Source organism: Sodalis sp. dw_96, assembly GCF_018449575.1.
Taxonomy (GTDB): Bacteria; Pseudomonadota; Gammaproteobacteria; order Enterobacterales; family Enterobacteriaceae; genus Acerihabitans.
Genome location: NZ_JAAVUT010000006.1, coordinates 23,512 through 49,491 on the forward strand (window position 1 = coordinate 23,512; position 25,980 = coordinate 49,491).

The following is a 25,980-nucleotide window of genomic DNA, read 5'->3' on the forward strand; positions in this document are numbered from 1 at the left end:
GTAAGGTAGTGTGACTGAATGGCCCTATCGCGTCTTCTCATCCGTGATTTTCGTAATATCGAGTCCGCCGATTTGGCCCCGGCCGCTGATTTCAATTTTTTGGTCGGTGCCAACGGCAGCGGGAAAACCAGCGTCTTGGAAGCCATTTATACCCTCGGACACGGCAGGGCGTTCCGCAGTTTGCAGGTGGGGCGCGTTATTCGTCACGAGCAGCCGGAGTTTACGCTGCATGGCCGCATAGATGGCATAGAAATAGGCGCACGGCAAACGTCGGTGGGTTTGAGTAAAAACCGGCTTGGGGATAACCGGGTACGCATAGATGGCAGCGACGGGCATAAAGTCGCTGAGCTGGCCCAACTGTTGCCCATGCAGCTCATTACCCCGGAGGGTTTCACCCTGTTGAACGGGGGTCCGAAATACCGCCGTGCCTTTATGGATTGGGGGTGTTTTCATAACGAGCCGGGTTTTTTCACCGCTTGGAGTAACCTGAAGCGTTTGCTCAAACAGCGAAATGCGGCTTTACGCCAGGTAAGTCGCTATGCGCAGCTACGCGCCTGGGATCAGGAACTTATCCCCCTGGCGGCCCAGATAAGCAGCTGGCGTGCCCATTACAGCGAAGCGATAGCGGTGGATATCACCGCGACCTGCGCCTTGTTTTTACCGGAGTTCCAGCTGGATTTCAGTTTTCAGCGCGGCTGGGATCGCGAGAGTGATTACGGCGAGCTGCTGGAGCGTCAGTTTGAGCGCGATCGAGCATTAACCTATACTGCGTCTGGCCCGCACAAGGCGGATTTTCGCATTCGCGCCGAGGGGGTCCCGGTTGAGGATTTGTTGTCCCGCGGTCAGTTGAAATTACTAATGTGCGCCCTGCGTTTGGCGCAGGGAGAGTTCCTGACCCGCCATAGCGGTAGACAATGCCTCTATCTGATAGATGATTTTGCCTCAGAGCTTGATGCCGGCCGCCGCAGGCTGCTGGCCGAGCGCTTGAAAGCCACCCGGGCCCAGGTTTTTGTCAGCGCGCTGAGCGCTGAACAAATCCGTGATATTACGGATGAAAAGGGCAGGATGTTCCTGGTGGAACAGGGTAAAATACGTATTCAATCCGAAGTTTAAAATGAGCGAGAAACGTTGATGTCGAATTCTTATGACTCCTCAAGTATCAAAGTACTAAAAGGACTGGACGCGGTGCGTAAACGCCCAGGAATGTACATCGGTGATACGGATGACGGCACCGGTCTGCACCATATGGTATTCGAGGTTGTGGACAACGCTATCGACGAAGCCCTCGCCGGCTATTGTAAAGAAATTGTCGTTATCATTCACGAAGATAACTCTGTATCGGTACAGGATGACGGGCGCGGTATTCCCACCGGCATCCATGAGGAAGAAGGCATTTCAGCCGTGGAAGTCATCATGACCGTGCTTCACGCGGGCGGCAAGTTTGATGACAATTCCTATAAAGTGTCCGGCGGTTTGCATGGCGTGGGCGTGTCAGTGGTCAATGCCCTGTCGGAAAAGCTTGAGCTGGTGGTCCGCCGCGAAGGCAAAGTGCATGAGCAGACCTATAAAGGCGGCGTCCCGCAGGCTCCGCTGGCTGTGGTGGGCGAAACCGATCAAACCGGGACCACCGTGCGTTTCTGGCCGAGCCTGGAGACGTTCACCAATAATACTGAATTTCAGTATGAAATACTGGCCAAGCGTCTGCGCGAATTGTCTTTCCTCAATTCCGGCGTGGCCATCCGCTTGCTGGATAAACGTACCGATAAAGAAGATCTCTTCCATTATCAAGGCGGTATCAAAGCCTTTGTTGAATATTTAAATAAAAACAAGACGCCGATTCATCCCACCGTCTTCTATTTTTCAACGGAAAAAGACGGTATCGGCGTGGAAGTCGCCCTTCAGTGGAATGATGGTTTCCAAGAAAATATTTATTGCTTCACTAACAATATTCCTCAGCGTGACGGCGGCACCCATCTGGTGGGTTTCCGTGCTGCGATGACCCGTACCTTGAATTCCTATATGGATAAAGAAGGTTACAGTAAAAAAGCCAAGGTCAGCGCCACCGGCGACGATGCCCGCGAAGGTTTGATAGCTGTGGTGTCGGTAAAAGTGCCGGATCCGAAATTCTCGTCCCAGACCAAGGACAAGCTGGTTTCATCCGAGGTGAAAACCGCGGTTGAGACGCAAATGAATGAGCGGCTGGTGGCCTATCTGCTGGAAAATCCCACCGATGCCAAGATTGTGGTGGGCAAGATTATTGATGCCGCCCGCGCCCGTGAAGCGGCCCGCAAAGCGCGTGAGATGACCCGCCGTAAAGGGGCATTGGATTTGGCGGGTTTGCCGGGCAAGCTGGCGGATTGCCAGGAGCGGGACCCGGCGCTGTCGGAACTGTATCTGGTGGAAGGGGACTCGGCGGGCGGTTCGGCCAAACAAGGGCGGAACCGTAAAAATCAGGCTATTTTGCCGCTGAAAGGGAAAATCCTCAACGTGGAAAAAGCGCGTTTTGACAAGATGCTCTCCTCTCAGGAAGTGGCTACGCTGATTACCGCATTGGGTTGCGGTATCGGCCGGGATGAATACAATCCCGATAAACTGCGTTATCACAATATCATCATCATGACCGATGCCGATGTGGATGGTTCGCATATCCGCACCCTGCTGCTGACCTTCTTTTATCGCCAAATGCCTGAAATCGTTGAGCGCGGACATGTCTTTATCGCCCAGCCGCCCTTATACAAGGTGAAGAAAGGCAAACAAGAACAGTACATCAAGGATGATGACGCGATGGATCAGTACCAGATATCGCTGGCGATGGACGGTGCCGCTGTTCATCCCAACGAGCATGCCCCGGCATTGGCCGGCGAGCCGCTTGAAAAACTGGTTGCCGAGCATTACGCGGTGCAAAAGATGATCGGCCGTATGGAACGCCGTTATCCGCGCGCCCTGCTGAATCACTTGATCTACCAGCCAACGCTCCATGAGGCGGATCTTGCGAACCAGGAGCATGTGACAAGTTGGATCGGGGCCCTGGTGAACGATCTTAACCAGGACGAAAAGCATGGCAGCAGCTATAGCTATACGGTGCGCGAGAATCGTGAACGTCAACTGTACGAGGCGGTATTGAAGATTCGTACCCATGGTGTAGACACCGATTACGTGATGGATTTTGAGTTCGTTCACGGCGGTGAATATCGCAAACTGTGCTCACTGGGTGAAAAACTGCGCGGCCTCATAGAACCAGACGCCTTCGTTGAACGGGGTGAGCGGCGACTGCCGGTCACGACATTTGAGCAGGCGTTGGAGTGGCTGGTAAAAGAATCACGCCGCGGTCTGGCTATTCAGCGTTATAAAGGGCTGGGTGAAATGAATCCGGAACAGCTATGGGAAACCACCATGGATCCGGAAAGCCGCCGCATGCTGCGGGTGACCGTCAAAGACGCTATCGCCGCCGATCAATTGTTTACCACCCTGATGGGGGATGCGGTGGAACCCCGGCGCGCGTTCATTGAAGAGAATGCGTTGAAAGCGGCCAATATCGATATTTAACCGCTGCAATAGCGTATGCCGGCTTTCGCTTGACGTAGACATAAAGAAAGGCAGCCATTGGCTGCCTTTTCCATAACCCATACTTATATATTATTTGTTTTTATTAAATATAATTAAATATGATCTCTATTATTTAATTAATATTTTATAGCCATCTTTTATTAGCCTGGATATTTACACCTGCACTCTACTTCTTATATAATGCGATCGTTGTCGAGTTAGGGGTAAGTCAATTTAATGGAACGACAACGGTAACTGCCGCGCCATTTTTTGGCGCGGCGTTTCCTTAGGAAAAAATATGTTCGAAGCACTATAATTTCTATTTAGCATTGCAATAAATATTTCAGTAAAATCATTTACTTATTAATTGATATTAATACTCCTTCATTTCGACCTCTTCTCCTTTGACCTTGTTACTAAGCCGTTTTCAGCGTTGATTTGCTGAGTAAATTCTCTGCGAAAGCATCACCCGATAATTGTACAATATTTAATTATTTAGTTTTTATCAATAAAATATGAAATGAGAGGCTTTAATGAACCACCCTTGGCCTGGTCAGCGTCCGAAGGAGGAAACCCTCGATGATATAACAGGTAATGGCCTTAGGCTCGAACAGCCATACTTCGACGCGCAGCTTTCCATTTTCCGGTTTAATCTTCACCAGTGATTTCGTTTTCATATTTACCCTTCCTTTGGGTTTGCTACTTTTATGTCGTTCAATGACGGGTGATCAATAATAAATTATTCACATAGAAAGTCTAACGAAAGAAGGTTAGAAATATTTATTAGTAATGAATAAATTCAATAATAATTTAATAGGCTGAAGTATTTTTAATATTAAAGGATAATATGATGAGCCCATTTAGAATACCTTTCAGCGTAATTACCGGCAAGGTACTTTATGGTCATATTACCTTGTGGGGTGCCGGCAAATCGGGAGCGACACGAAACATTCAGCGTCCGTAGTGGATTTGCGCTATTATCGGTTAGTTTCGTATGATGATTGAGTGATGGCGGAATGGCGACTTCTTCTGGCTTTCCGCCACAGCCTAAAGAGGGTGCAATGACGATAAAATTGATAGCGATCGATATGGACGGGACCCTGTTAAATCATAAACATGAGATAACTCCCGCGGTCAAACAGGCCATAAGCGCAGCGCGGGAAAAGGGTGTCCATGTCGTACTGGCCACCGGCAGGCCTTTTATCGGCATACAGCGTTACCTGCTGGAGCTGGATTTACAACAAGAAGGGCATTACTGCATTACCAACAACGGCGCGCTGGTACAGCGGACGGTTAACGGCGATCGCGTATCGGAAACCACCCTCGATTTTGACGATTACCTCTATTTCGAGGCGTTGTCGCGGCAGCTAAACGTCCATTTTCACGCGCTGACTTTTTCCACGCTGTACACTGCTAATAGGGATATCGGTCGCTATACCGTTTATGAAGCTTTTCTGACCGGCATGCCGTTAAAATTTCGCCGGGTAGATGAAATGAGCCGGGATCTCCGGTTTCCCAAAGTGATGATGATTGACGAGCCGGCGCTACTGGACCACGCCATCACCCAGATCCCCCAAGAAGCCTTTGATCGATACACCATCATGAAAAGCGCCGAATATTATCTGGAATTGTTGCGTAAAGAGGCCAATAAAGGTGCCGGCGTCAAGGCATTGGCGGAGCATCTGCATATCACGGCGGATGAGGTGATGACCATTGGTGATCAGGCGAATGATTTAGCGATGATTAAGTATGCCGGCATTGGCGTGGCGATGGGGAATGGCATTGATGAAGTCAAGGCCGCCAGCCAGTTCGTGACCAAAAGCAATCTGGAGGACGGCGTGGCGGTGGCAATCGAGAAGTTTGTATTGAATTCCCGCTAGCGTTGGGACATGAAGCGGAAACGTCTCAAAACCCCGGTCTTCCTTAGAGAAGGGTCTGCTCCTATCAGACATGACGGAGAGGAGCCTGAGTGATGTGCCCGGATACTGAGGGTATTTCTATTCACTCAGTCATCTTGAAATAATTTCAAATGACCAAGGCTTCGCCGTTATGACGTAATGATTATTGTTATTTCGGAGAATTTAGCCTCAGAAATTGTCTCTGTTGACTTAATGTTACGGTATATATACTTTCACACCATTTATATAGGGTGGCTCTGGTGATATCATATTTCGCGGCGGTGTCTTTCACATAAGCATCACTTTTACAAACCTCTGTAATAACTGATTTTTTGGATTTTATACTATGTGTTCGTTTTGTTGTAGAATTATCCGACATTCTTTGCAAATATACCTGTGCGGCAAGTTGTGATAAGGCTGATGTTTTGTATTTGTCATTATCAATATTTAACTTCAAATGTTCCTTCATTTCGTTTATAGACTTACCGTAGAATTTCGGGCACCAGTGATAAAAATGTTGATGCGAAATTTTATGCTGGAGTGCTACCCAGCGACAGCTGGATCCGGGGAGGCATGCTCTTATTAATATCGCACATATTCTGTTAGTGACGGCATCTCTATCAATGCCATTAACATGTCTTACATCACTTGAATTAAGTCTATTTTTCTGATAAGAGCCGCGATGAGAGGCGGTATTCATTATACCTAAAGTGTCGTACCGGCTGTCGTGTATTTTTTTTGGCAAGGCTAAGTTAAAAGGATAATCATCTTCTTTTATATATTTTCCAAATATTTCGCCTTGATCAGATGAAAGATTATGTAAGTTTTTATGCTCATTTAAGGTAATTATATTTTCGTTACTAATTGGTGGACGCATCGCTTGATACGGCTCGAAACTATTATTCGTTGTACTAATAACATTGCCGTTCACTTTTGAATAATTTAGAATCGTCTCCGCTTCCGGACCCTCTGTAGGAAAGTTTCCCTCCGCGGAAGAGAAATGAATGCCGTTCATATTGCTTGATCTCCTTCATTATATTTAGCTAATTAAAAGATGGCTTAGGACCCGTTCAAAAGTTCTGCCCCTATACCAGCCAGTATCGTTTGCTGAGATTTCCCGGTATTTTGCCAATGCTTTTTCCTAAAATCATTTAGAGTCAAATTATATATATTTTTACACCATCGATGGATTGAAGTAACGGCAATATCGTGATGTTTGGCAATCTCATATACAGGCTTATTAATGTCACAAGCTTCTTTAATAATGTCTTCTTTTTGAGATAAGGTAAAACTCTTTTTTTTAGTTTCGATTTCATTAAAATAAATTATGGTATCAAGTAGCACTAAAGCTTTTTTACTAGGGGAATAATTTATATAGATGTTCTCTAAACATTTTTTTAATTCTTTGATGGTCATTGAAAAATGTTTTTTACTCCAATTGAATATATATTGATGTGGAATATCATATTTTTTAGCCACTCTGCTACAGTTAGAATATGGATGGCATGCCTCAAGCACAATGGAGCACTTTTCTTCGTAGGTTCTCATGTCGTGGCTAGCCCAATGGGTGCGATACGGCTTAGCTTCTTTTTCGTGTTTAACGTACTGTAGCTTTTTAGATAGAAGGTTTTTTGATTTTTCAATCTGATGTGATGGAGCGTCATTAGGTTTTGACAGAGTTAAATCAAGAGGAAGGCTATCGAGCATTTCGAGTGACTCTCGTTCAAAATAACTTGGCGTAACCAGGGTTCTAAATCCCTCTGTGCTATGCCTATTATTTTTGCTGTTCGCACTTATTTGCTGATACGCTTCATCTAACTTGACATTAACATTGGAGGCTTTATTCAATTCTAACATTAACCTCAGCATATTTGGATTATAGTCTTGTCGGGTATCGTTTCCATGAATATTTTCCCTGCCAAAAGGGAAACCTATGGTGTTCATTTTGATTGATCTCCATAATAATTTAAGCTTCTTAAATGCCGCTTAAAAATGCTAACTAGAAATAATAAAACAACTGTTTTTATTAAAATAATTTAGAAAGAATTTATTTCTCATCAAGGTAAAAAAATATAACACAGCATTTATAAATTTTATGACAATAAGCTTTCATCAATAGCGGGCATGGCGGATGCATTATGCTTTCCCACCCCTTACCACATCCGCCAGAGAGTGCGAATCTGGGTGCGACGTTACGGGTTCGGCACGTCGTTACCCGGCCCCCTCAGATCCATCTCACAGTTTGTTGTTAAATCTTTTGTTGTTCACCATACACTTTGGTTAGAATGCTAACTCGTGGTAGGTATGGAGATTGTTATGGAAAACCCGTGTTTTATCGGTGTGGATGTGGGTTCCGCCAGCGTCCGCGCGGGGGTTTTTGACCGGCGGGGCCAGCGGCTGGCTTTTGCCGTGCGTCCGATTGATCAATATCACCCTCGCCCGGGCGTGGTGGAGCAATCATCACGGCAAATCTGGTCCCGGGCCTGCGAGGCAATCAAAGAGGCGGTGAAGGAGGCCGGGGTTGCCCCGGCTTCGGTGGTTTCGCTGGGCTTTGATGCTACCTGCTCCCTGGTGATGGTGGATGACCTGGGGCAAGGTATTTCCGTTGCTGAAGACGGGGACGCCGAGCGCGATATCATTATGTGGATGGATCACCGGGCAGTAGAGGAAGCGCAGGCGATCAATGCCACTGGCGATGAAGCGCTTGCCTATGTCGGCGGGGAAGTGAGCGTGGAAATGCAATTGCCGAAAGTATTATGGCTTAAGCGGCATTTCCCCGAACGTTACCAGCGGGCCGTGAGACTGTTCGATTTAGCTGATTTCCTGGTATGGCGCGCTACCGGCGCCGATGTTGCCAGTGTGTGCACCCTGACCTGCAAATGGAATTATCTGGCCCATGAGCACCGCTTCAGCACATCGCTTTTACAGGCGGTGGGGTTAACGGATTTATTGGGAAAAGTGCCGCCGACCATACTGGAGCTGGGCCAGTCGGCGGGAGCCTTGAGCGAAACGGCGGCAGGCCAGTGCGGCCTGACAACCGGGGTAATCGTGGCCGGCGGTATCATTGATGCCCATGCGGGCGGCCTGGCGCTGGTGAGCTCACGTCCCAAGGGAACGCTGGCGATTATCAGCGGCACATCGAACTGCCATATGCTGGTCAATCGTAAAGAGATACATGTGCCCGGCGTCTGGGGGCCTTATTGGGGTGCGATGTTGCCGGACTGGTGGCTTAGCGAGGGGGGACAAAGCGCCGCCGGCGCGCTGGTGGACTGGACGCTGCGACAACACGCCGCCTGGCCGCTGTTGCAGCAGCAGGCGGCTCAAGAGCAGTGCAGTGAGTACAGCCTGCTTAACCGATGGGTGGCGATACTGGAGCAGCGAGAACCTCTGCCCACCCGGCAACTGCACGTCTTGGCGGATCACTATGGCAACCGTTCACCCAGAGCCAATCCCCATGCCCGGGGTGCGGTTATCGGTCTGAGCCTTGAACAGGGGCCGGATGCCCTGGCCCGACTCTATCTCGCCACATTGCAGTCCATTGCCTACGGCACCCGCCATATTATCGATACCATGAATCAGGCCGGTCACCACATTACCCGCTTGATGATCTGTGGCGGTGCGACGAAAAATCCTCTTTGGCTGCGTGAGTATGCCAATGTCACCGGTTGCGATATCGAGCTGTCGGCGGAAGACGATGTAGTGACGCTGGGGGCGGCGTTATTGGGTGCGGTTGCCGCCCGGATTTATCCCTCATTAACCGATGCCGCCAGGGCGCTGGTAAGATCGGGTGAAATATGTAAGGCGGACGGCCGGCAGGCCGCTTTTCATCTGGCGAAATACCAGGTTTATTTACGTATGTATGAGGATCTGCAGCAGGCCGAGAAGGTGATGGGTCCTTGGTGCTGACATCAAAAACGGGAGCCGCGAATGCAAAATACGCCGTTAATCCGGGTAAAGGGGGCTAATTGGCCGGCGGAGTGTTATGGCCGTTAGCCGAGGGGTCTCCATGCAACATGCGTTCACGGGGGGATTCCAGGCGTTTATCGCTGTCCCGGCGCAGATAATCATAGGGCAGCAGCATGGTGTCAAGTACTGCGGAAAAAGGCAAATCGACCGCCGCGAAGGGGATCATGCTCCAACTGGTATCGTCATCCTCCAATACAGCCAGGCTGGCGCGGGTTCCGGGATAATAACCCTGATTGGGACCAGTATGGGTCATCACGCTGGAACATCCTGTGCCGCCCATTAATGCGCAGCTTGCCGTGAGAAAGAGTAATGTTGTTTTTAACATGGTTTCTCTGCATCCATTTTTTCTATAATATTTTGATGACTAAGCATCATTCGCATTATTCAGAATGAATAGAAATGCTAATCCAGCCCATAGAGTGTAATATATAATAAGCTCTTCTCTGTCTGATTTCCCCTATTTGACGATAATTTTTTTGTATCCTACCCTTGAAAAAATTGCCGGCACCACCATTTTATAGTTGTGACCGTAAAAGTACGCCGTAAGGGTATTTAGTCACCGACCTGTCCATTCGGAAGGTTGTTTATCACCTCGCTGATTTTTGGAGGCTTTAGCCATGCGTAATTTTGATTTATCACCCCTATACCGTTCCGCCATCGGTTTCGATCGGCTGGTCAACCTGCTTGAAGCCGGACAAACCCAAAGTAACGGCGGCTATCCTCCCTACAATGTGGAATTGGTGAATGAAAACCAATATCGTATTGCCATTGCCGTTGCTGGTTTTGCCGAAGATGAGCTCGACATAACCGCCCACGATAACCTTTTGACGATAAAAGGCGCTCATGGGGATGAACCCACGGAACGTAACTATTTATACCAGGGTATCGCCGAGCGGAATTTCGAACGTAAATTTCAATTGGCCGAACATATCCAAATTAAAGGCGCCAATTTGGAAAATGGACTGCTTTATATTGATTTGGAACGGGTGGTTCCGGAAACATTAAAACCGCGCCGAATTGAAATCAAGTAAATCAGTCGGGTTCCGACGCCACAGTATGTAATAACATCCGCCTGCCGAATTCGGAGGCTAACTTAACAATTATATACCCACTCGATTCCGAGCTGCGGCCAACACAGCGGCAACGTGAAAGATGAAGGGTATAGCGGATTATCTCGCTTCATAGAAGGAGTAAAACCATGCGTAACTATGATCTCTCTCCACTATTTCGTCAGTGGATCGGTTTTGATAAATTAGCCAGCAGTATGCAGGGTAATCAGGAAGACCTTGGCTTCCCGCCCTATAATATCGAAAAAAGCGATGATAACCATTATCGCATCAGTCTGGCATTAGCCGGTTTCCGGCAGGAAGAACTGACCATCGAGCTTGAGGGTGCGCGATTAAGCATCGACGGCAAACCCACATTGCCGGAAAAGAACGTGGAATATCTCCATCATGGCTTGGTCACCAAGGCTTTCTCCCTGAGTTTTACCCTGGCTGAACATATGTCGGTAACCCAGGCTGAATTTACCAACGGCTTATTGCATATCGATCTGGAACGCCATGTTCCCGAGTCTTTGCAGCCCCGTCGTATCGCCATCGAAAGCGGCGCCCAATCCCCGGCGCTGGAACACCAGGCGGATGGGCAATAAAGCCATTGATGTGCGTCTGAGTGGCGGCAGGAAAATGATCTGTGACCTTTGGATGCCGCCATTATGGCATTCCATGTTGGCGGTATCGTTAGCGCTTTTTTGATGTGCCAAGATTGAACCCGCCACGGTGAAGACATATTCAACTGCATCTCTCTGTGTCTGAATAATTGTTCAGCAGGTGAGATGCAGTTTTTTATGTTAAACAAACCAAACGACTCTATTACCGATAGATTATTGAACGGCGGCTTCCCGGTGCGCCCGCTCCACTTCTTCCGCCAAAATGGCGATGCCGCGTTCGATTTTATCGGCCTCGGGGACATAATTCATGCGCATGCATTGATGCGCGTGGGGCCAGTCGGGCTCGAGACCGGGGAAAAAATAGTGGCCCGGCACCATTAATACGCCGCGCTGTTTGAGACGTTGATACAATATCTCGGTAGTGATGGGTAGGTTTTGAAACCACAACCATAAAAATATCGCCCCTTCCGGTTTGTGGATCAGGCACCGCTCCGGCGGCAGATAACGCCTCAGCGTGGTTATGGTCTGCGTCACGCGCTGCCGGTAAAAGGGCCGGATGACGTTTTCGGACAAAGAAATCAAATCGCCGCGGCGGATCATGGCGGCGGCCAGCGCCGGACCAAGCCCCCCGGGGGCCAGGCTGATGATGCCGTTCAGATTGCTGACGGCGGAAATCACCTTCTCGCCGGCAATAACGATGCCGCAGCGTACGCCGGGTAATCCCAGCTTCGATAGACTCATACAGAGAATGATATTCGGATTCCACAGCGGCGCGGCCTCGCTGAAGATGATGCCCGGGAATGGCAGTCCATAGGCGTTGTCGATTAATAACGGGATATTGTGCTGTTGAGCCAGGGCATCAAGGCGCAGCAATTCCTGATCGGTAATCACATTGCCGGTGGGGTTGGTGGGGCGTGATACGCAAATCAGGCCAATATCCTCACCCACCTGCAGATGGTCGAAATCAACATGATATTTAAACTGACCGTCCGGCAAGCGGGCAATATTCGGCTTGGTGGAAACGAACATATTCTCTTCCAGCCCGGCATCGGCATAACCCAGGTATTCCGGCGCCAGAGGGAACAGCACTTTCCTCAGGCTGCCGTCCTCGGCCCGCCCGGCAAAGAGGTTGAATAAATAAAAGAAGGCGCTTTGGCTGCCATTGGTCAGCGCGATGTTCTTTTCACTTACCGCCCAGCCGAGCTCTTTGCGCAACAGGGCCGCCAAGGCGGTTAACAAGGCGTTTTTCCCCTGCGGGCCATCGTAATTGCACAATGCTTCCGCCAGAGTTCCCTCATCCAGCATGGAACGGCAAAGATCGTGAAAATAGGCTTCCATCGCCGGAATGGCCGCGGGATTGCCGCCGCCAAGCATAATAGCCCCCGGTGTGCGCAGGCCGTCGTTCATATCGTCCATCAGTTGGGCGATGCCCGAATGGCGGGTGAATTTGGTTCCGAAAAGCGAAAAGGTCATGTTGGGTGAATGTTAAAAGTTGTTATGGGATATGGAATACCATACCGCCTCTGCCACGCCAGGCAATAGATATTTGTTATTGGCTGAATGACTGAAGGCCCTTTGTTCACCTGCCGGCCTTGTGAGAAAGGCCCGGCTTTAAATCAGGTCCAGTCCGCGCAGTTCGGTTTTCAGATAGGCGTAGTAAATCGGCGCGGCCACCAGTCCCTCCAATCCAAAGGCGGCTTCGAACACCAGCATTGCCAATAGCAACTCCCAGGATTTAGCCTGGATCCGGTTGCCGACGATTTCCGCGTTGAGAAAATACTCCAGCTTGTGGATCAGTATCAGGTACAAGAGCATCACGCCACCCACCGGCAGCGAGACCGATAGCGCCGAGATGATAAACATGAAATTCGAAATCAGATTTCCGATTATCGGCAATAAACCGAAGATGAAGGTTGCCACCACCAGCGTTTTGGACAGCGGCAGATGAATCTTGAACAAGGGAAAAACCACGAAGATCAAAATGGACGTCAGGATGGTATTGACCAAAGAAACCTTGATCTGCGCAAACACGATATTGCGAAAAGAGCTGGATAGATTCTGGATGCGTTGCAGCATCTGTTCCCGAAAGTAGGTGGTGCGGCCGGAGGGTTTGTTCAACGAAATGATGGCGCCGATGATCAAACCAATCAAAATGGTGAGCAGGCCATGCAGAAAGCTGCGTCCCATGTTCCTGATCGTGATCAGGTTTTTCTCCACCAGGGCGAACACTTCATTTTTAAGCTCTTCCGCGCTTTCCGGCAGGAAGGCGGGGAAGCTCGCGGGAATGCGGTTTTTAATGCCGGAAAAAATGCGGTTTGTTTCGGCGGTGACATCAATGCCGCGCTGGATGTTTGAGGTCAGGAAGCTCACCAGGCTGACGATGGCTATCGTCATGACGATGACCACCACGGCGGCGATGATGCTGACCACCAGCCATCTTGCCCGGGTGCCGCCAATCAGACGTTCAAACCAGGGGGTCATGGCGAAAATGATTTCATAGGCCAGGAAACCAGCGACAAAGCAGGGAAATAAATGCAGAGGGATGATGATAGCAATAAAAAATATCATCAAAATATAGGTACTGATTTTTATATAGTCGTGACTGCTGGTCATCATTGTTCCTTGCTATGTCGTTCCTTGCAAACCCGTCGGTTCATCACATATCGCTGATAAAAGTAAAGCACATGCCCGCATAGCGGCAAAGGCCATTTTTCACCGGTGGTGAAAAATGCGACCGGCCTTGGCATTGCTCGCTTATGGGGATGCCGCGACAGCGGATATCATACGCCTCTGTGGGGGGTTAGTGAGCCGTTATTCGCGCTTTGCGGCTGCTGAAGCGGGGTTTAGGTAACGGCCGGTATCAACTTATAGCGATACTAAAGAACTTTGTCGCGATCGGCGGCGACTTATTGTGATAATGCGAAGATTGGTAACGATCGGACAGCGCCTCGCGGCGATATCCGATCGCCGGGTATTATCGGATGATCTGCGGATTAACGCAGTTTCGTTCCACTTTGCCGGTCAGGGCGGTAATCAGATTGTCCACGGCGGTGGCTGCCATGTCATAGCGTGTTTCATGGGTGGCGGAACCCACATGGGGCAGCGCCACCACATTGGGCAAACGCAGCAGCGGAGAATCCGCCGGCAAGGGTTCCTGCTCAAAGACATCCAGGCCGGCGGCGTGTATACGGTGATTTACCAGAGCATCAATGAGTGCTTCCTCATCCACCACCGGGCCGCGTCCGGCGTTAATCAGAATGGCGCTGGATTTCATTTTCGCCAGCTGCTCGCGGCCAATCAAATGATAGGTCTGTTCGTTAAGCGGCAGGGTGATGCAGACAAAATCGGACTCGGCCAGCAGGCTGTCCACATCACGATAGCCGGCGTGGAACCGCTGCTCCGCCTGTTCGTGTTTATGGCGTGCATTATACAAAATAGGCATGGAAAATCCGGCATGGGCCCGTTGCGCCAGGGCCATGCCAATGCGGCCCATGCCGATGATGCCCAATGTTTTATGGTGAACATTGATACCAAACCAGCTGGGATCCACGCTGTCGCGCCATTTGCCGGCCTTGGTGCGTTCGGCCAAATCAACCACCCGGCGCGCGGTGGACAATACCAGCGCCATCATTAAATCGGCCACCGTCTCCGTCAAGGCGTCCGGGGTATGCATCAATACTATGCCGCGCGCGCTCATTTCATCGACGTCAAACTGATCGTAGCCGGCCGATATGGTGGAAGCGACTTTTAGACCGGGCAGCGAATCCAATCGCTGTTTATCGAATTTGCCGCCGGAACCGATGATTCCTTGCGCTTCCCGCAGTACCTGCGCATATTTTTTGCAATTTTCTTCGCTTAATCCTTCAAATTCCGTCACCGCGAAATGCGTATCCAGGCGTTGACGCAAATCTTCGGGCAATGTTTTATAGGCAACTACAACAGGTTTCATCCTCTTTCCCCTTTCGGCGATTTGTTTTATACCCTTCATCTTTCGAGTTGCAGCTGTGTTGGCCGCGTTACTCGGCTCATCCTTGAGCCTCGCCCCGATGGGGCCGCTGCAAGCAGCGTTCAAATCTGCTCCAAACAGATTTGTCCCTTACCCCAGTCACTTAGTGAGATAAGCTCCTGGGCTAAGGGAGCTTGCCGCCTTGCCGCAAATCGAAATTTATCGGGTATATAGATAGCAGCAGCATAACAGTTTTGCCGGTGAACGAAATAGCAGCCGTCCGGCTAGGCCGTTTGCGGCTGGGTATTTTGTGCCGGTTTGACTATCAGCGTGAGCCATACCGATACCAGCAGGGCGATGGCCATAAACATATAGGATGCCGATGGCGAACCGGTGGCGCCGTTAAGATATCCCACCACCCAAGAGCCGACAAACGAACCGAGGGCTCCCATGCTGTTAATGAGCGCCATTGCCCCGCCGGAGACGTTACGCGGCAGCATTTCAGGCACGATGGCGAAGAACGGACCGTAAGGGGCGTACATCGCGGCGCCGGCGATGACCAATAAGGTGTAAGAACCCCAGAAATGATGCGCGCCCAGCATATAGGATGACAGGAATGCCAGGGCGCCGATCAAAAGCAGCGGCCAAACGAAGATTTTTCTCTTCTGCAGTTTGTCCGATGCCCATGACACGAGAATCATGGCAATGGTGGCCGCCAGATAAGGCACCGCCGACAGCCAGCCGGCCTGGACCATTCCCATTTCCATCCCGTTGCGTAAAATGGACGGCAGCCATAATACAAAACCGTATACGCCGATGCTCCAGGCGAAATATTGAATGCTGAGAATAATCACATTCCGGGAACGAAACGCTTCAGCGTAGTTACGTACCGCCTTGATTTCCTGCTGTTCTTTTGATAGCTGCTGTTGTAATGCCTGCTTTTCATCAGCGGACAGCCATTTGGCCTGGGCGGGCTTGTCGTTAACCATAAACCACCAGCAGAAGGCCCAGATGATGGCGGGAATGCCTTCGAAAATAAACATTTCGCGCCAGCCGAAGGAATTGATCAGGTAGCCGGATAACACCGACATCCAAAGTACTGTTACCGGATTACCGAGAATCAGGAAGGTATTGGCCCGTGAACGCTCGGATTTGGTAAACCAGTTACTGATATAGATCAGCAATGCCGGCATGACCGCCGCTTCCACCACGCCCAATGAGAAACGAATCACCATCAGCATCGGGATATTGCTGACGATACCGGTCAGGGAAGCGCAGCCGCCCCAGAGCAGCAGGCACCAAAAGATCAGGTTTTTTACGCTGCGTCTTTCCGCATAAATGGCCCCCGGTATTTGGAAAAAGAAATACCCGAGGAAGAATAACGCCCCCAGAAGGGATGAGATGGTTTTGGTAATACCCAGATCGTCATTGATGCCTGCCGCGGAGGCGAAACTGAAATTGGCCCGATCGAGATAGGCCAGACTGTAGCTGATAAAAACAATCGGCATAATATACCACCAGCGTTTTGGTGCTATTTTGGCTATGCTCATAAACGTTTCCTTAATTAAGTAAGGGAGACCATTTCATTAACCTTCAGCAGGATCCAAACCGGTTGAACGGTTCTACGCTCTGCGCCGGCGACTCGGGCAATGGCGGCGAACCATTACGATGGTATCGGTTCCATTCATGTGATTGCCGCCTTTGACGCGCCTATTGCAGCAAGCTGACGAAACGGCGGGTAACGGCGGTCAAATCCTCTCCTTCCAGCGGGAATTCAATCCCGCGCGGGACGTTGCCCGGCAGCGCGGCCAGTAACTGCCGCCAACCATCCTCGCCGGCGTCAGGGGGGACCGCGCGCCAGCCGGCGGCGTCCTTAACCGCCGTTTTGACATGGATATAACCCACATGGGCAGCCAAATGCCCGGCTGCTTCCAACGCCTCTTGACCGACCCAATGCCAATTGCCTATATCAAAAGTCATGGTGATGGGTAATCCTTCAACCTTCACCTGGTGGAAAAATGACATCAGCGGTGCCAGCGTCCCGCATTCGGTCTGATCGTTTTCCACCGTTAACGCAACCTGTTGCCCTGCCAGGAATGAATCCAGCGGGGCGAGATCGGCGGCGGTTGAATAACGGCCCAATGATAATTTTAGCCGCTCGGCGCCAAGTTGATTCGCTTCGGTGAATAAACGCGGTAGCAGGGTATTTAGTGAGCCGTCGGGGGTAAACAGTGCCTCCGGCGCGGAATAAAAACAGCGCAATGAATATCCGCTGATAGCCTGGTGTAATGCCGGCAGACGTTTCAGATCGGTTTTAGTCAAAAGCTCCCGGCGGATTTCCACCCCGGCCGCACCGGACCGGGCGATGATGGGCAGAAGTGAATGCTGGCCGCCCAGGGTCAATACGTTACCGTTGCCATAGGCGGCGGTGACCACGAATATAGCGTGTTTCATTGAAACTCCCCGGCGGTTGCAATTTCCCCTATGATCCAACGTTAGATGGGACCGGTTCCATTGAGAAGTTTGTCATGCAAAATTTATGATCACAGTCACGAATGTCTTGTAAAAGCAGCGATCGGCCTTGAGGATAAGAAGAGTGGGGGGAATGCTTGATCCTTAAACGTAGTACCGGGCGCTTATCGAGTGGTGGAACCACGGATAATCAGCTCGCCGCTGAACGCCTGTTCGCTTATCGGCTCGTCGGCGCCCTGGATCCGTTTTAAAAGTTGTTCAAGGGCGGCATAGCCTATCTGATAGGTAGGCTGTTTGAAGGTGGTGATACCCACCCCGGCCAACTCAGCCCATTCCAGCTCATCGAAGCCAAGCAGGCCGATATCGCTGCCCCAGCGCAAGTCCTGGCGTCGCAAGGCGCGGGCGATTTGCAGCGTCAGGGCGCCATTGGCGGATAAAATGGCTTTGCGCATTCCACGGTGACGGTGATTGAAATCCTTCAGAACGGCGGACAGAGCGGCATTATCATCCAGCGCGCTTTCCGCTTCCTCGGCCACCAGGTCCGGATGCGCCGCCATGCTGGCGCGGAATGCCTGTAAACGCTCGATGCGGGTGTTTACCGTGCCCAGGGGTTCGCTGAGGAACAGGATGGCTTCAAATCCCTGCTGAATCAGATGCTCGGTGGTGAGAGTGGCCGCCTCGCGATTATCCAGTCCCACCACATCGCAAGAGAAATTGGGAATTTTACGGTCAATCAGCACCATCGGCAGGGAAGACTGTTGCAGCATGGCGAGGGCGTTTTCATGCATCCCTACGGCATTCACCACGATACCTTCCACCTGGTAGCCGTTGAGCAACTGCAGATAATGACGCTCTTGATTAACCTCATTATTGGTATTGCACACCAGCAGGGTGAAGCCTTGCTGACGGCAAGCGGCCTCTATGCCCCGCATGACCTCGACGGAATAAGGATTGGTGATATCGGCGATAATCAGGCCGATAAGACGGGTCTGTCCGCCTTTGAGGCTGCGGGCCATCTGGCTGGGGCGATAGTTCAATTGGACAATCGCCGCTTCGATACGCTGTTTCATATCGTCGGACAACCGGTGATACTCACCGTTCAGGTAGCGGGACACACTGGTCTTACCGCTGTTGGCGGCCCTGGCGACATCGCTGATGGTGGCGCGTGCCGGCGCGTAGGATCCCTTTTTACGGTTCAAGGCTCAACTCTCCCGGTATCAAGAACACTTTCCCAGTGGTTCCTTTATTGTGCGGGATCGGCGGGTTTCACGCCAGCATATACCCGTCATCTTTCACGTTGCGGCTATGTTGGCTACGCTCGCTGAAACTCGAAAGCGTTGGGTAGAGCGTTTTTCGGCACGGGGACAATCTTTTCAGTCTTTGCGCCATTGCAACGTCAATACGCTGTGGCCGGTTTCAACGTTGAAAGCGCTGCCGATTTCCCGAAAGCCCTGGCGATAATAAAAGGCGCGGGCCGGGTGGTTCAACCGGTAAACCTCCAGTAACAGCACGGGGTAATGCCGTTTGGCTTTTTTCATCAGCGCGCCGCCGATACCTTGACGGTAGTAAGCCGGCGAGACAAAGACCGCGCCGATGAACTGGTCCATTAATACGCTGATAAATCCGGTCAGGTTGCCGTTGCGTTCATCCACCCAGATGACGGACTGCGGCAGATACTCGTCCCGCACCAAGGGCAGACTCGCCAGCCAATAGCCGCTGCTGATAAAGGGATGCGCCCGGGTGGTGCTCTCCAGCCAGAGGTCCAGCAGCGGCTGCATATCGCCGGTTTCAAAGCCCCGGATCATCTTGCCGCCTGCCGGGAAAAGCGTGCGCCGGGGTTATTAAAAGCGGTATTTTCCGGTTCTGTCCGGCTCTCTCGATAACGTTTGCCACTATTCAACCTCACTGAGATTCACACTAGTTACCGCATTCGGGCTGTATATCTTAACGCCAGAGGGTATACTGGCGCATTCTTAATAAATCCACTTTTATCGCGTGCGAATTCAACATGCAAAAGTTTGATCCCAAGACCTTTCAGGGCCTGATCCTGACATTGCAGGATTACTGGGCGCGTCAAGGCTGTACCATTGTCCAACCCCTGGATATGGAAGTCGGCGCGGGTACCTCCCATCCCATGACCTGCCTGCGGGCGCTGGGTCCGGAGCCTATCGCCGCCGCTTACGTTCAACCGTCCCGCCGCCCCACCGACGGCCGTTACGGGGAAAATCCGAACCGTCTACAGCACTATTACCAGTTTCAGGTCATCATCAAGCCTTCGCCGGATAATATCCAGGAGTTGTACCTCGGTTCGCTGAAAGAAGTCGGCCTGGATCCCACCATTAACGATATCCGCTTCGTTGAAGACAACTGGGAGAATCCAACGCTGGGCGCCTGGGGTCTTGGCTGGGAAGTGTGGCTCAACGGCATGGAAGTGACGCAGTTCACTTATTTTCAGCAGGTGGGCGGCCTGGAATGCCGGCCGGTAACCGGTGAAATCACCTACGGGCTGGAGCGTCTTGCCATGTACCTTCAGGGGGTGGACAGCGTCTATGATCTCACCTGGAGCGACGGTCCGCTGGGCAAAACCACTTACGGCGATGTGTTCCATCAAAATGAGGTGGAGCAGTCAACCTATAACTTCGAATACGCCAATGTCGATTTCCTGTTCGTCTGCTTTGATCAATATGAAAAAGAGGCGCAGATGCTGCTGACATTAGAGGCGCCGTTGCCGCTGCCCGCCTACGAACGTATTTTGAAGGCGGCCCACAGTTTCAACTTGCTGGATGCCCGCAAGGCCATATCGGTTACCGAACGCCAGCGTTATATCCTGCGGATCCGCACGCTGACCAAAGCCGTTGCCGAAGCGTATTACGCTTCCCGCGAAGCGCTGGGTTTTCCGATGTGTAAAAAGAACGAGAAATAAGAGGCAGCCATGACGCAACAAACTTTTTTGGCGGAAATCGGCACGGAAGAGCTGCCGCCGAAGGCGCTTCGCCATCTGGCGCAGTCTTTTGCCACCCTGTTCGGCGCTGAGCTTGACGCCGCCAACCTGCCCCACGGCGAGGTGAAATGGTACGCCTCCCCTCGCCGCCTGGCGCTCAAGGTCGGCAATCTCGGCGCCGCCCAGGCCGACAGCGAAATCGAAAAGCGCGGTCCCGCCGTTTCCCAGGCGTTCGACGCCGCGGGCAAACCCACCAAGGCGGCCGAGGGCTGGGCGCGTGGCTGCGGCATTTCCGTTGAACAAGCCGAACGTCAAAAGACCGATAAAGGTGAATGGCTGCTCTTCCGGGCGTCCGTTAAAGGCAAACGCACGCAGGAATTGCTGCTTGGCATGGTTAGCGCCGCCCTTGGCAAACTGCCTATCCCCCGCATGATGCGCTGGGGCGACAGCGATACGCAGTTTATCCGTCCGGTGCATACCGTTACGCTGTTGCTGGGTAGCGAGCTTATCCCGGGCAAGGTGCTGGGAATCGATTCCGCCCGTACCCTGCGCGGCCACCGGTTTATGGGTGAAGCTGAATTCACCATCGATAACGCCGACCAGTATCCCGCCCTGCTGCTGGAGCGCGGCAAGGTGATAGCCGACTACGACGCGCGTAAAGCGATCATCAAACGGGATGCGGAAGCGGCTGCCGTCCGCATCGGCGGCAAGGCCGATCTTACCGACAGTCTGCTGGAGGAAGTGACGTCACTGGTGGAGTGGCCGGTGGTGCTGACGGCGAAATTCGAAGAAAAGTTCCTCGCGGTGCCGCCGGAGGCGCTGGTGTATACCATGAAGGGCGACCAGAAATATTTCCCGGTCTATGACGCGCAGGAAAAGCTGCTGCCGAATTTCATTTTCGTCTCTAATATCGAATCCAAAGATCCCCGCCAGGTGATTTCCGGCAATGAGAAAGTGGTACGACCCCGTCTGGCGGATGCGGAGTTTTTCTATAACACCGACCTGAAAACCCGCCTGCAAGACCGACTGCCCCGGCTGGATACGGTATTGTTCCAGCAGCAGCTCGGCACCGTGCGCGATAAAAGCGATCGTATCGAATCCCTTTCCGGCTGGATTGCCGGCCGGATAGGAGCGGATGTGGAACACGCCGCCCGCGCAGGCCTGCTGTCCAAGTGCGACTTGGTGACCAATATGGTGGTTGAGTTCACCGACACCCAGGGCGTGATGGGGATGCACTACTCCCGTCACGACGGCGAGCCTGAGGACGTGGCGCTGGCGCTGAAAGAGCAGTACCAGCCGCGTTTTTCCGGTGATGCCTTGCCTTCAACGCCGGTCTCTTGCGCGGTGGCCATCGCGGAGAAGATGGATACCCTGGCCGGTATTTTCGGCATTGGCCAACACCCGAAAGGCGATAAGGACCCGTTTGCCCTGCGCCGCGCGGCGCTCGGCGTGTTGCGTATCATCGTCGAGAAAAAACTGCCTCTGGATTTGTCGACCCTGGCCGAGGAAGCGGTTCGCCAGTACGGGGAAAAACTGACCAATCCACGGGTGGTGGACGATGTGGTGGACTTTATGCTAGGCCGCTTCCGGGCTTGGTACCAGGAAGAGGGCCATAGCGTCGATACTATCCTGGCGGTGCTGGCCCGCAGGCCGACCCGACCGGCGGATTTTGACGCCCGCGTCAAGGCGGTAAGCTATTTCCGCACCCTTGATGAGGCCTCGTCGCTGGCGGCCGCCAACAAGCGCGTCTCCAATATCCTGGCCAAAGCCACCGACACCTTGAATGACGACGTGCGGGCCGCGGTTCTGAAAGACGCGGCGGAAATCCAACTGGCAACGCACCTTACGGTGTTAAAGGATAAGCTTAAGCCGCTGTTTGCCGAAGGCCGCTACCAGGAAGCGCTGGTGGAGCTGGCGGCTCTGCGTGAGCCGGTGGACGCCTTTTTCGACAAGGTGATGGTCATGGACGAAAACGCCGAGGTACGCGTCAACCGCTTAACGCTGCTCGATCAGCTGCGCCAACTGTTCCTGCGGGTCGCGGATATCTCTTTATTGCAATAAGCGGGATGCCTTTGCAGAGATAACCAAACCGGTGGGAGGGGCGCCGGCCGGTTTGGTCAGTCTGTTCACGGCCCGGGGGCGGTCGTGTAATCCAACAGGGAAATATATGAGCCCGGGATAAACTGGACTATCCTTAGCGGGTCAGGGAAGATGGACACTTTCAGGAGCCGGAAAAAGGTTATTCATCTTACAGGAGTATTGTTCATGTGGTTCAGGAATAGTCTTGCATATTGCCGCTATGTCTTTGTAATCCCGGCATTAATACTCTTGGCGGTGCAGATCACCGCCTGCGGCGATAAAGAGCCCGATCAACGTAAAGCATTCATTCAATTTCTGCAAACCACCGTGCTGCCGGGCGGCGAACGGTTACCCACCCTTAGCGACGATCAAAAAAAGCAGTTCGGACCTTATACCAACGATTATCAGGTGCTGCTGACCTTTACCCAACAATATACCCAGTCGGTGAATACCAGCCTGCTGCCGGTATTGGATTTAATCAGCCAGATCAGGGTTCCGCAAGATTACCTAACCCGCCGGCAGGATGTACAGCAATCCTCTGCAGCGCTTAACTCTCTGGCGCCACAAATCGCGCAGCTGAATAAACAGGCCGATGATGCCCGCGCAGGCCTTAAGCAGCCTGCTGATTTGAAAGCGATTTATAATCAGGCCTACACGAAATTGGTGACACAGCCGGTACAGAAGGTAGCGCCGGTGATTGCCGCGGCCTCCACGCTGTCGTCCACTCTGGTACAGGTGGGGGATTTCCTCAATACGCAGGGTAACCAGGTGACCTATGGCCCCAATTCGGTATCATTTCCTAATCGCCTGCAAGCGACGCAGTATAATGAGCTGATGAAAGGCCTGGTGAGTCAGTATCAACAACTGGTGCAGGCACAGACCGCCGGCGGCGCAACCTTGCCCTGATGTTTCAGCGCCGCGTCGTCTCAACGGCCGGGGGCCTGTGGTTATGACAGCTGAAAGCCCGATACTGGCCGAAGAGCGACGGCCTGATATGTTTCACCGGGCCGCGCATACATCCTATCGCCATCCTTATCTAAAATACTTTGTTCGGCGGTCTTTCTGGTCGCCGGGCAAGAGGTTTAGCGGTAAGTTTCTTACAGATTAAGGGATTAATTTGCCAACCTTGCCGCAAATGTCTTCCTGGCAACCCTGTTTCGCCCGTTAACAATAATTTCACTGGCAAATATTTTGTGACTTAACTCACAGTTATCAAACAAATCATCAGCACAGAATAGTGATATGTATCACATTATGGTCTTCGTTGGCTTACTAAAAGTTAAATTGTGTTTTATTTACAGAGAATATTTGTGATGTAAATCACTTATATAGGGGGTTATAGGGGGGGTATCTAGTGACGTCCCTCACACTTTAATCCCGGTAGTACGCTTAACTAACTGAGCGTGGTAGAGTCGCGCTGCTTATAGAACTACTGACAGTTTTTGCAACACTGTCGCAACAATTTTCACGCGCCCTTATTGTCTGGCGCGTATCAATAGGGGTGAGTTTTTATGTCTTCATCGGATATCAAGGTCAAAGTACAAAATTTTGGCCGCTTCCTTAGCAATATGGTGATGCCGAATATCGCAGCCTTTATTGCCTGGGGGATCATTACCGCACTGTTTATACCCACCGGGTGGACCCCGAACGCCACATTGGCCAAGCTGGTAGGCCCGATGATCACCTATCTGCTGCCGCTGTTAATCGGTTATACCGGTGGACGGCTGGCCGGCGGCGAACGTGGCGGCGTGGTGGGTGCGATTACCACTATGGGTGTGATCGCCGGCGCCGATATGCCTATGTTCCTGGGGTCCATGATTGTCGGTCCTTTAGGCGGCTGGGCCATCAAACGCTTTGACCGCGCGGTGGACGGCAAAATCAAGAGCGGCTTCGAGATGTTGGTTAACAACTTCTCGGCCGGTATCATCGGCATGATATTGGCCATCCTGGCCTTCCTGCTGATCGGGCCGTTCGTGGAAATTATCTCCCACATTCTGTCCGCCGGCGTCAACATCATGGTTCGCCACGATCTGCTGCCGTTGGCCTCCATCTTTGTGGAACCGGGCAAGATCCTGTTTTTGAATAACGCCATCAACCACGGTATCTTCTCGCCGCTGGGTATCCAGCAGGCTTCCGCTACCGGCAAATCCATATTCTTCCTGATTGAAGCCAATCCCGGTCCGGGTATGGGCGTTTTGACCGCGTACATGATTTTTGGCCGCGGTACGGCTAAACAATCAGCCGGCGGTGCGGCCATCATCCATTTCCTTGGCGGTATCCACGAAATCTACTTCCCTTACGTCCTGATGAACCCGCGCCTGCTGCTGGCGGTGATTCTTGGCGGTATGACCGGCGTCTTCACACTGGGTCTGCTGCACGGCGGCCTGGTATCTCCGGCATCCCCCGGTTCCATCCTGGCGGTGCTGGCCATGACGCCGAGAGGTTCGTACTTTGCCAATATCTCCGCGGTGGTGGCAGCCTTTGCCGTCTCCTTCGTCGTTTCGTCGATTCTGCTCAAGAGCACCAAGGCGAAAGAAGGCGATGACCTGGATGAAGCGACTCGTCGTGTGAAAGACATGAAGGCCCAGTCCAAAGGCATGGCCGCGCCGGTTACCGCCGGCGCCACCGGCGACCTGAGCTCGGTACGTAAAATCATCGTTGCCTGCGACGCGGGTATGGGTTCCAGCGCCATGGGCGCCGGGGTTCTGCGTAAAAAGGTCAATGAAGCCGGGCTGAAAAACATCAGCGTGACCAACAGCGCCATCAACGACCTGCCCGAGGACGTGGATCTGGTGATTACCCACCGTGACCTGACGGAGCGCGCCATGCGTCAAGCTCCCCAGGCCCAGCATATTTCGCTGACCAACTTCCTCGACAGCGGGCTGTATACCGATTTGACCGCCCGTCTGGTCGCCGTGCAAAAGAACGATGCGAAGCAGCAAAAAGTCCTGTCGACGCTGGATGACAGCTTTGAGGGCAGCGAACAGAATCTGTTCCGTCTCACCGAAGCCAATATTTTCCTGGGACAGCACGCCGATCAGAAAGAGCAGGCTATTCGCTTCGCCGGCGAACAGCTGGTGAAAGGCGGCTATGTTCAGCCAGAGTATGTTGAAGCAATGCTGGAACGTGAAAAGCTGACCTCCACCTACCTGGGTGAATCCATCGCCGTTCCCCATGGCACCATTGAGGCCAAGGATAAGGTACTGCGCACCGGCGTGGTATTTTGCCAGTATCCCGACGGTGTTCGGTTTGGCGACGAGGAAGATGATGTCGCCCGCCTGGTCATCGGTATCGCGGCAAGAAACAATGAACATATCCAGGTCATTACCAGCCTGACCAACGCCCTTGATGATGAAACCGTCATTGCACGGTTAAGCACCACCACCAGTGTCGGTGAAGTGCTGGAGTTGCTGAAAGGCCAGAAGCCGGTCAGAAGCGCGTCGTAACGGATGGAACCGGTTGT

At 52.1% G+C, this 25,980-nt stretch carries 21 protein-coding genes; 10 read left to right on the plus strand and 11 right to left on the minus strand.

Going from position 1 to position 25,980, the window contains the following annotated elements; translation table 11 throughout:
• Positions 1-18 precede the first annotated feature (18 nt).
• Positions 19-1,113: a DNA replication/repair protein RecF gene (gene recF / locus HB631_RS11225; protein ID WP_213991246.1), complete on the plus strand. Its 1,095-nt coding sequence runs from the start codon at positions 19-21 to the stop codon at positions 1,111-1,113.
• Between the two features lie 18 nt (positions 1,114-1,131).
• Positions 1,132-3,546, plus strand: coding sequence for a DNA topoisomerase (ATP-hydrolyzing) subunit B (gene gyrB, locus HB631_RS11230; RefSeq protein ID WP_213991247.1), 2,415 nt, complete (start codon positions 1,132-1,134; stop codon positions 3,544-3,546).
• Positions 3,547-4,076: 530 nt separating this feature from the next.
• Here the strand turns inward: gyrB and HB631_RS11235 are convergent.
• Positions 4,077-4,223 carry a hypothetical protein gene (locus tag HB631_RS11235; protein WP_213991248.1) on the minus strand — a complete coding sequence of 49 codons (147 nt, stop codon included), beginning with the start codon at positions 4,221-4,223 and terminating at the stop codon, positions 4,077-4,079.
• Between the two features lie 384 nt (positions 4,224-4,607).
• On the opposite strand from HB631_RS11235, the gene yidA reads away from it, so the two are divergent.
• Complete coding sequence (yidA, locus tag HB631_RS11240; protein ID WP_213991249.1) at positions 4,608-5,426, plus strand: sugar-phosphatase; 819 nt, start codon at positions 4,608-4,610, stop codon at positions 5,424-5,426.
• 187 nt (positions 5,427-5,613) lie between these two features.
• Here yidA and HB631_RS11245 read toward each other — a convergent pair whose 3' ends face one another.
• Positions 5,614-6,459: a hypothetical protein gene (locus tag HB631_RS11245; RefSeq protein WP_213991250.1), complete on the minus strand. Its 846-nt coding sequence runs from the start codon at positions 6,457-6,459 to the stop codon at positions 5,614-5,616.
• A 44-nt stretch (positions 6,460-6,503) separates the two neighbouring features.
• Positions 6,504-7,388 carry a hypothetical protein gene (locus tag HB631_RS11250; RefSeq protein WP_213991251.1) on the minus strand — a complete coding sequence of 295 codons (885 nt, stop codon included), beginning with the start codon at positions 7,386-7,388 and terminating at the stop codon, positions 6,504-6,506.
• A 372-nt stretch (positions 7,389-7,760) separates the two neighbouring features.
• Between HB631_RS11250 and HB631_RS11255 the strand changes: the two genes are divergently transcribed.
• Complete coding sequence (locus tag HB631_RS11255) at positions 7,761-9,350, plus strand: FGGY-family carbohydrate kinase (RefSeq protein WP_213991252.1); 1,590 nt, start codon at positions 7,761-7,763, stop codon at positions 9,348-9,350.
• Between the two features lie 55 nt (positions 9,351-9,405).
• On the opposite strand, the gene HB631_RS11260 is transcribed toward HB631_RS11255, so the two are convergent.
• Positions 9,406-9,735 carry a YceK/YidQ family lipoprotein gene (locus tag HB631_RS11260; protein WP_213991253.1) on the minus strand — a complete coding sequence of 110 codons (330 nt, stop codon included), beginning with the start codon at positions 9,733-9,735 and terminating at the stop codon, positions 9,406-9,408.
• A gap of 292 nt (positions 9,736-10,027) precedes the next feature.
• Here HB631_RS11260 and ibpA point away from each other — a divergent pair, with 292 nt between their 5' ends.
• Both ibpA and ibpB read left to right on the plus strand, forming a co-directional pair.
• Positions 10,028-10,441: a small heat shock chaperone IbpA gene (ibpA, locus tag HB631_RS11265; RefSeq protein WP_213991254.1), complete on the plus strand. Its 414-nt coding sequence runs from the start codon at positions 10,028-10,030 to the stop codon at positions 10,439-10,441.
• Positions 10,442-10,608: 167 nt separating this feature from the next.
• Positions 10,609-11,061, plus strand: coding sequence for a small heat shock chaperone IbpB (gene ibpB / locus HB631_RS11270; RefSeq protein ID WP_213991255.1), 453 nt, complete (start codon positions 10,609-10,611; stop codon positions 11,059-11,061).
• Positions 11,062-11,292: 231 nt separating this feature from the next.
• On the opposite strand, the gene HB631_RS11275 is transcribed toward ibpB, so the two are convergent.
• The 7 genes from HB631_RS11275 to HB631_RS11305 form a co-directional block, all read right to left on the minus strand.
• Complete coding sequence (locus HB631_RS11275; RefSeq protein ID WP_213991256.1) at positions 11,293-12,552, minus strand: valine--pyruvate transaminase; 1,260 nt, start codon at positions 12,550-12,552, stop codon at positions 11,293-11,295.
• Between the two features lie 138 nt (positions 12,553-12,690).
• Entirely contained in the window at positions 12,691-13,692 is a 1,002-nt protein-coding gene (locus HB631_RS11280; RefSeq protein WP_213991454.1) for an AI-2E family transporter, read from the minus strand.
• Between the two features lie 361 nt (positions 13,693-14,053).
• Positions 14,054-15,028 carry a glyoxylate/hydroxypyruvate reductase GhrB gene (gene ghrB, locus HB631_RS11285; protein WP_213991257.1) on the minus strand — a complete coding sequence of 325 codons (975 nt, stop codon included), beginning with the start codon at positions 15,026-15,028 and terminating at the stop codon, positions 14,054-14,056.
• Between the two features lie 281 nt (positions 15,029-15,309).
• On the minus strand, positions 15,310-16,575 hold the full coding sequence (locus HB631_RS11290; RefSeq protein WP_213991258.1) for an MFS transporter: 1,266 nt from the start codon (positions 16,573-16,575) through the stop codon (positions 15,310-15,312).
• A 160-nt stretch (positions 16,576-16,735) separates the two neighbouring features.
• Positions 16,736-17,479: a sugar phosphate isomerase/epimerase gene (locus tag HB631_RS11295; RefSeq protein WP_213991259.1), complete on the minus strand. Its 744-nt coding sequence runs from the start codon at positions 17,477-17,479 to the stop codon at positions 16,736-16,738.
• Positions 17,480-17,661: 182 nt separating this feature from the next.
• The gene (locus HB631_RS11300; RefSeq protein ID WP_213991260.1) at positions 17,662-18,696 is read right to left on the minus strand and encodes a LacI family DNA-binding transcriptional regulator; all 1,035 of its coding nucleotides are present in this window, start codon (positions 18,694-18,696) and stop codon (positions 17,662-17,664) included.
• A 174-nt stretch (positions 18,697-18,870) separates the two neighbouring features.
• On the minus strand, positions 18,871-19,302 hold the full coding sequence (locus tag HB631_RS11305; protein WP_213991261.1) for an N-acetyltransferase: 432 nt from the start codon (positions 19,300-19,302) through the stop codon (positions 18,871-18,873).
• 203 nt (positions 19,303-19,505) lie between these two features.
• Between HB631_RS11305 and glyQ the strand changes: the two genes are divergently transcribed.
• The 4 genes from glyQ (at position 19,506) to HB631_RS11325 (ending at position 25,963) form a co-directional block, all read left to right on the plus strand.
• Positions 19,506-20,420, plus strand: a complete 915-nt coding sequence (gene glyQ / locus HB631_RS11310) for a glycine--tRNA ligase subunit alpha (RefSeq protein WP_213991262.1) — start codon at positions 19,506-19,508, stop codon at positions 20,418-20,420.
• 9 nt (positions 20,421-20,429) lie between these two features.
• Complete coding sequence (glyS, locus tag HB631_RS11315) at positions 20,430-22,499, plus strand: glycine--tRNA ligase subunit beta (protein ID WP_213991263.1); 2,070 nt, start codon at positions 20,430-20,432, stop codon at positions 22,497-22,499.
• 204 nt (positions 22,500-22,703) lie between these two features.
• Positions 22,704-23,423: a DUF3053 domain-containing protein gene (locus tag HB631_RS11320; RefSeq protein WP_213991264.1), complete on the plus strand. Its 720-nt coding sequence runs from the start codon at positions 22,704-22,706 to the stop codon at positions 23,421-23,423.
• Between the two features lie 605 nt (positions 23,424-24,028).
• Positions 24,029-25,963 (plus strand): PTS mannitol transporter subunit IICBA, encoded by a 1,935-nt coding sequence (locus HB631_RS11325; RefSeq protein WP_213991265.1) that lies wholly within the window; start codon positions 24,029-24,031, stop codon positions 25,961-25,963.
• The last annotated feature ends 17 nt before the right edge of the window (positions 25,964-25,980 follow it).

Bases quoted from the DNA above. Each gene is read 5' to 3' on its own strand.
- recF (WP_213991246.1), top strand. From the start codon at position 19: ATGGCCCTATCGCGTCTTCTCATCCGTGATTTTCGTAATATCGAGTCC.
- gyrB (WP_213991247.1), top strand. From the start codon at position 1,132: ATGTCGAATTCTTATGACTCCTCAAGTATCAAAGTACTAAAAGGACTG.
- HB631_RS11235 (WP_213991248.1), bottom strand. From the start codon at position 4,223: ATGAAAACGAAATCACTGGTGAAGATTAAACCGGAAAATGGAAAGCTG.
- yidA (WP_213991249.1), top strand. From the start codon at position 4,608: ATGACGATAAAATTGATAGCGATCGATATGGACGGGACCCTGTTAAAT.
- HB631_RS11245 (WP_213991250.1), bottom strand. From the start codon at position 6,459: ATGAACGGCATTCATTTCTCTTCCGCGGAGGGAAACTTTCCTACAGAG.
- HB631_RS11250 (WP_213991251.1), bottom strand. From the start codon at position 7,388: ATGAACACCATAGGTTTCCCTTTTGGCAGGGAAAATATTCATGGAAAC.
- HB631_RS11255 (WP_213991252.1), top strand. From the start codon at position 7,761: ATGGAAAACCCGTGTTTTATCGGTGTGGATGTGGGTTCCGCCAGCGTC.
- HB631_RS11260 (WP_213991253.1), bottom strand. From the start codon at position 9,735: ATGTTAAAAACAACATTACTCTTTCTCACGGCAAGCTGCGCATTAATG.
- ibpA (WP_213991254.1), top strand. From the start codon at position 10,028: ATGCGTAATTTTGATTTATCACCCCTATACCGTTCCGCCATCGGTTTC.
- ibpB (WP_213991255.1), top strand. From the start codon at position 10,609: ATGCGTAACTATGATCTCTCTCCACTATTTCGTCAGTGGATCGGTTTT.
- HB631_RS11275 (WP_213991256.1), bottom strand. From the start codon at position 12,552: ATGACCTTTTCGCTTTTCGGAACCAAATTCACCCGCCATTCGGGCATC.
- HB631_RS11280 (WP_213991454.1), bottom strand. From the start codon at position 13,692: ATGACCAGCAGTCACGACTATATAAAAATCAGTACCTATATTTTGATG.
- ghrB (WP_213991257.1), bottom strand. From the start codon at position 15,028: ATGAAACCTGTTGTAGTTGCCTATAAAACATTGCCCGAAGATTTGCGT.
- HB631_RS11290 (WP_213991258.1), bottom strand. From the start codon at position 16,575: ATGAGCATAGCCAAAATAGCACCAAAACGCTGGTGGTATATTATGCCG.
- HB631_RS11295 (WP_213991259.1), bottom strand. From the start codon at position 17,479: ATGAAACACGCTATATTCGTGGTCACCGCCGCCTATGGCAACGGTAAC.
- HB631_RS11305 (WP_213991261.1), bottom strand. From the start codon at position 19,302: ATGATCCGGGGCTTTGAAACCGGCGATATGCAGCCGCTGCTGGACCTC.
- glyQ (WP_213991262.1), top strand. From the start codon at position 19,506: ATGCAAAAGTTTGATCCCAAGACCTTTCAGGGCCTGATCCTGACATTG.
- glyS (WP_213991263.1), top strand. From the start codon at position 20,430: ATGACGCAACAAACTTTTTTGGCGGAAATCGGCACGGAAGAGCTGCCG.
- HB631_RS11320 (WP_213991264.1), top strand. From the start codon at position 22,704: ATGTGGTTCAGGAATAGTCTTGCATATTGCCGCTATGTCTTTGTAATC.
- HB631_RS11325 (WP_213991265.1), top strand. From the start codon at position 24,029: ATGTCTTCATCGGATATCAAGGTCAAAGTACAAAATTTTGGCCGCTTC.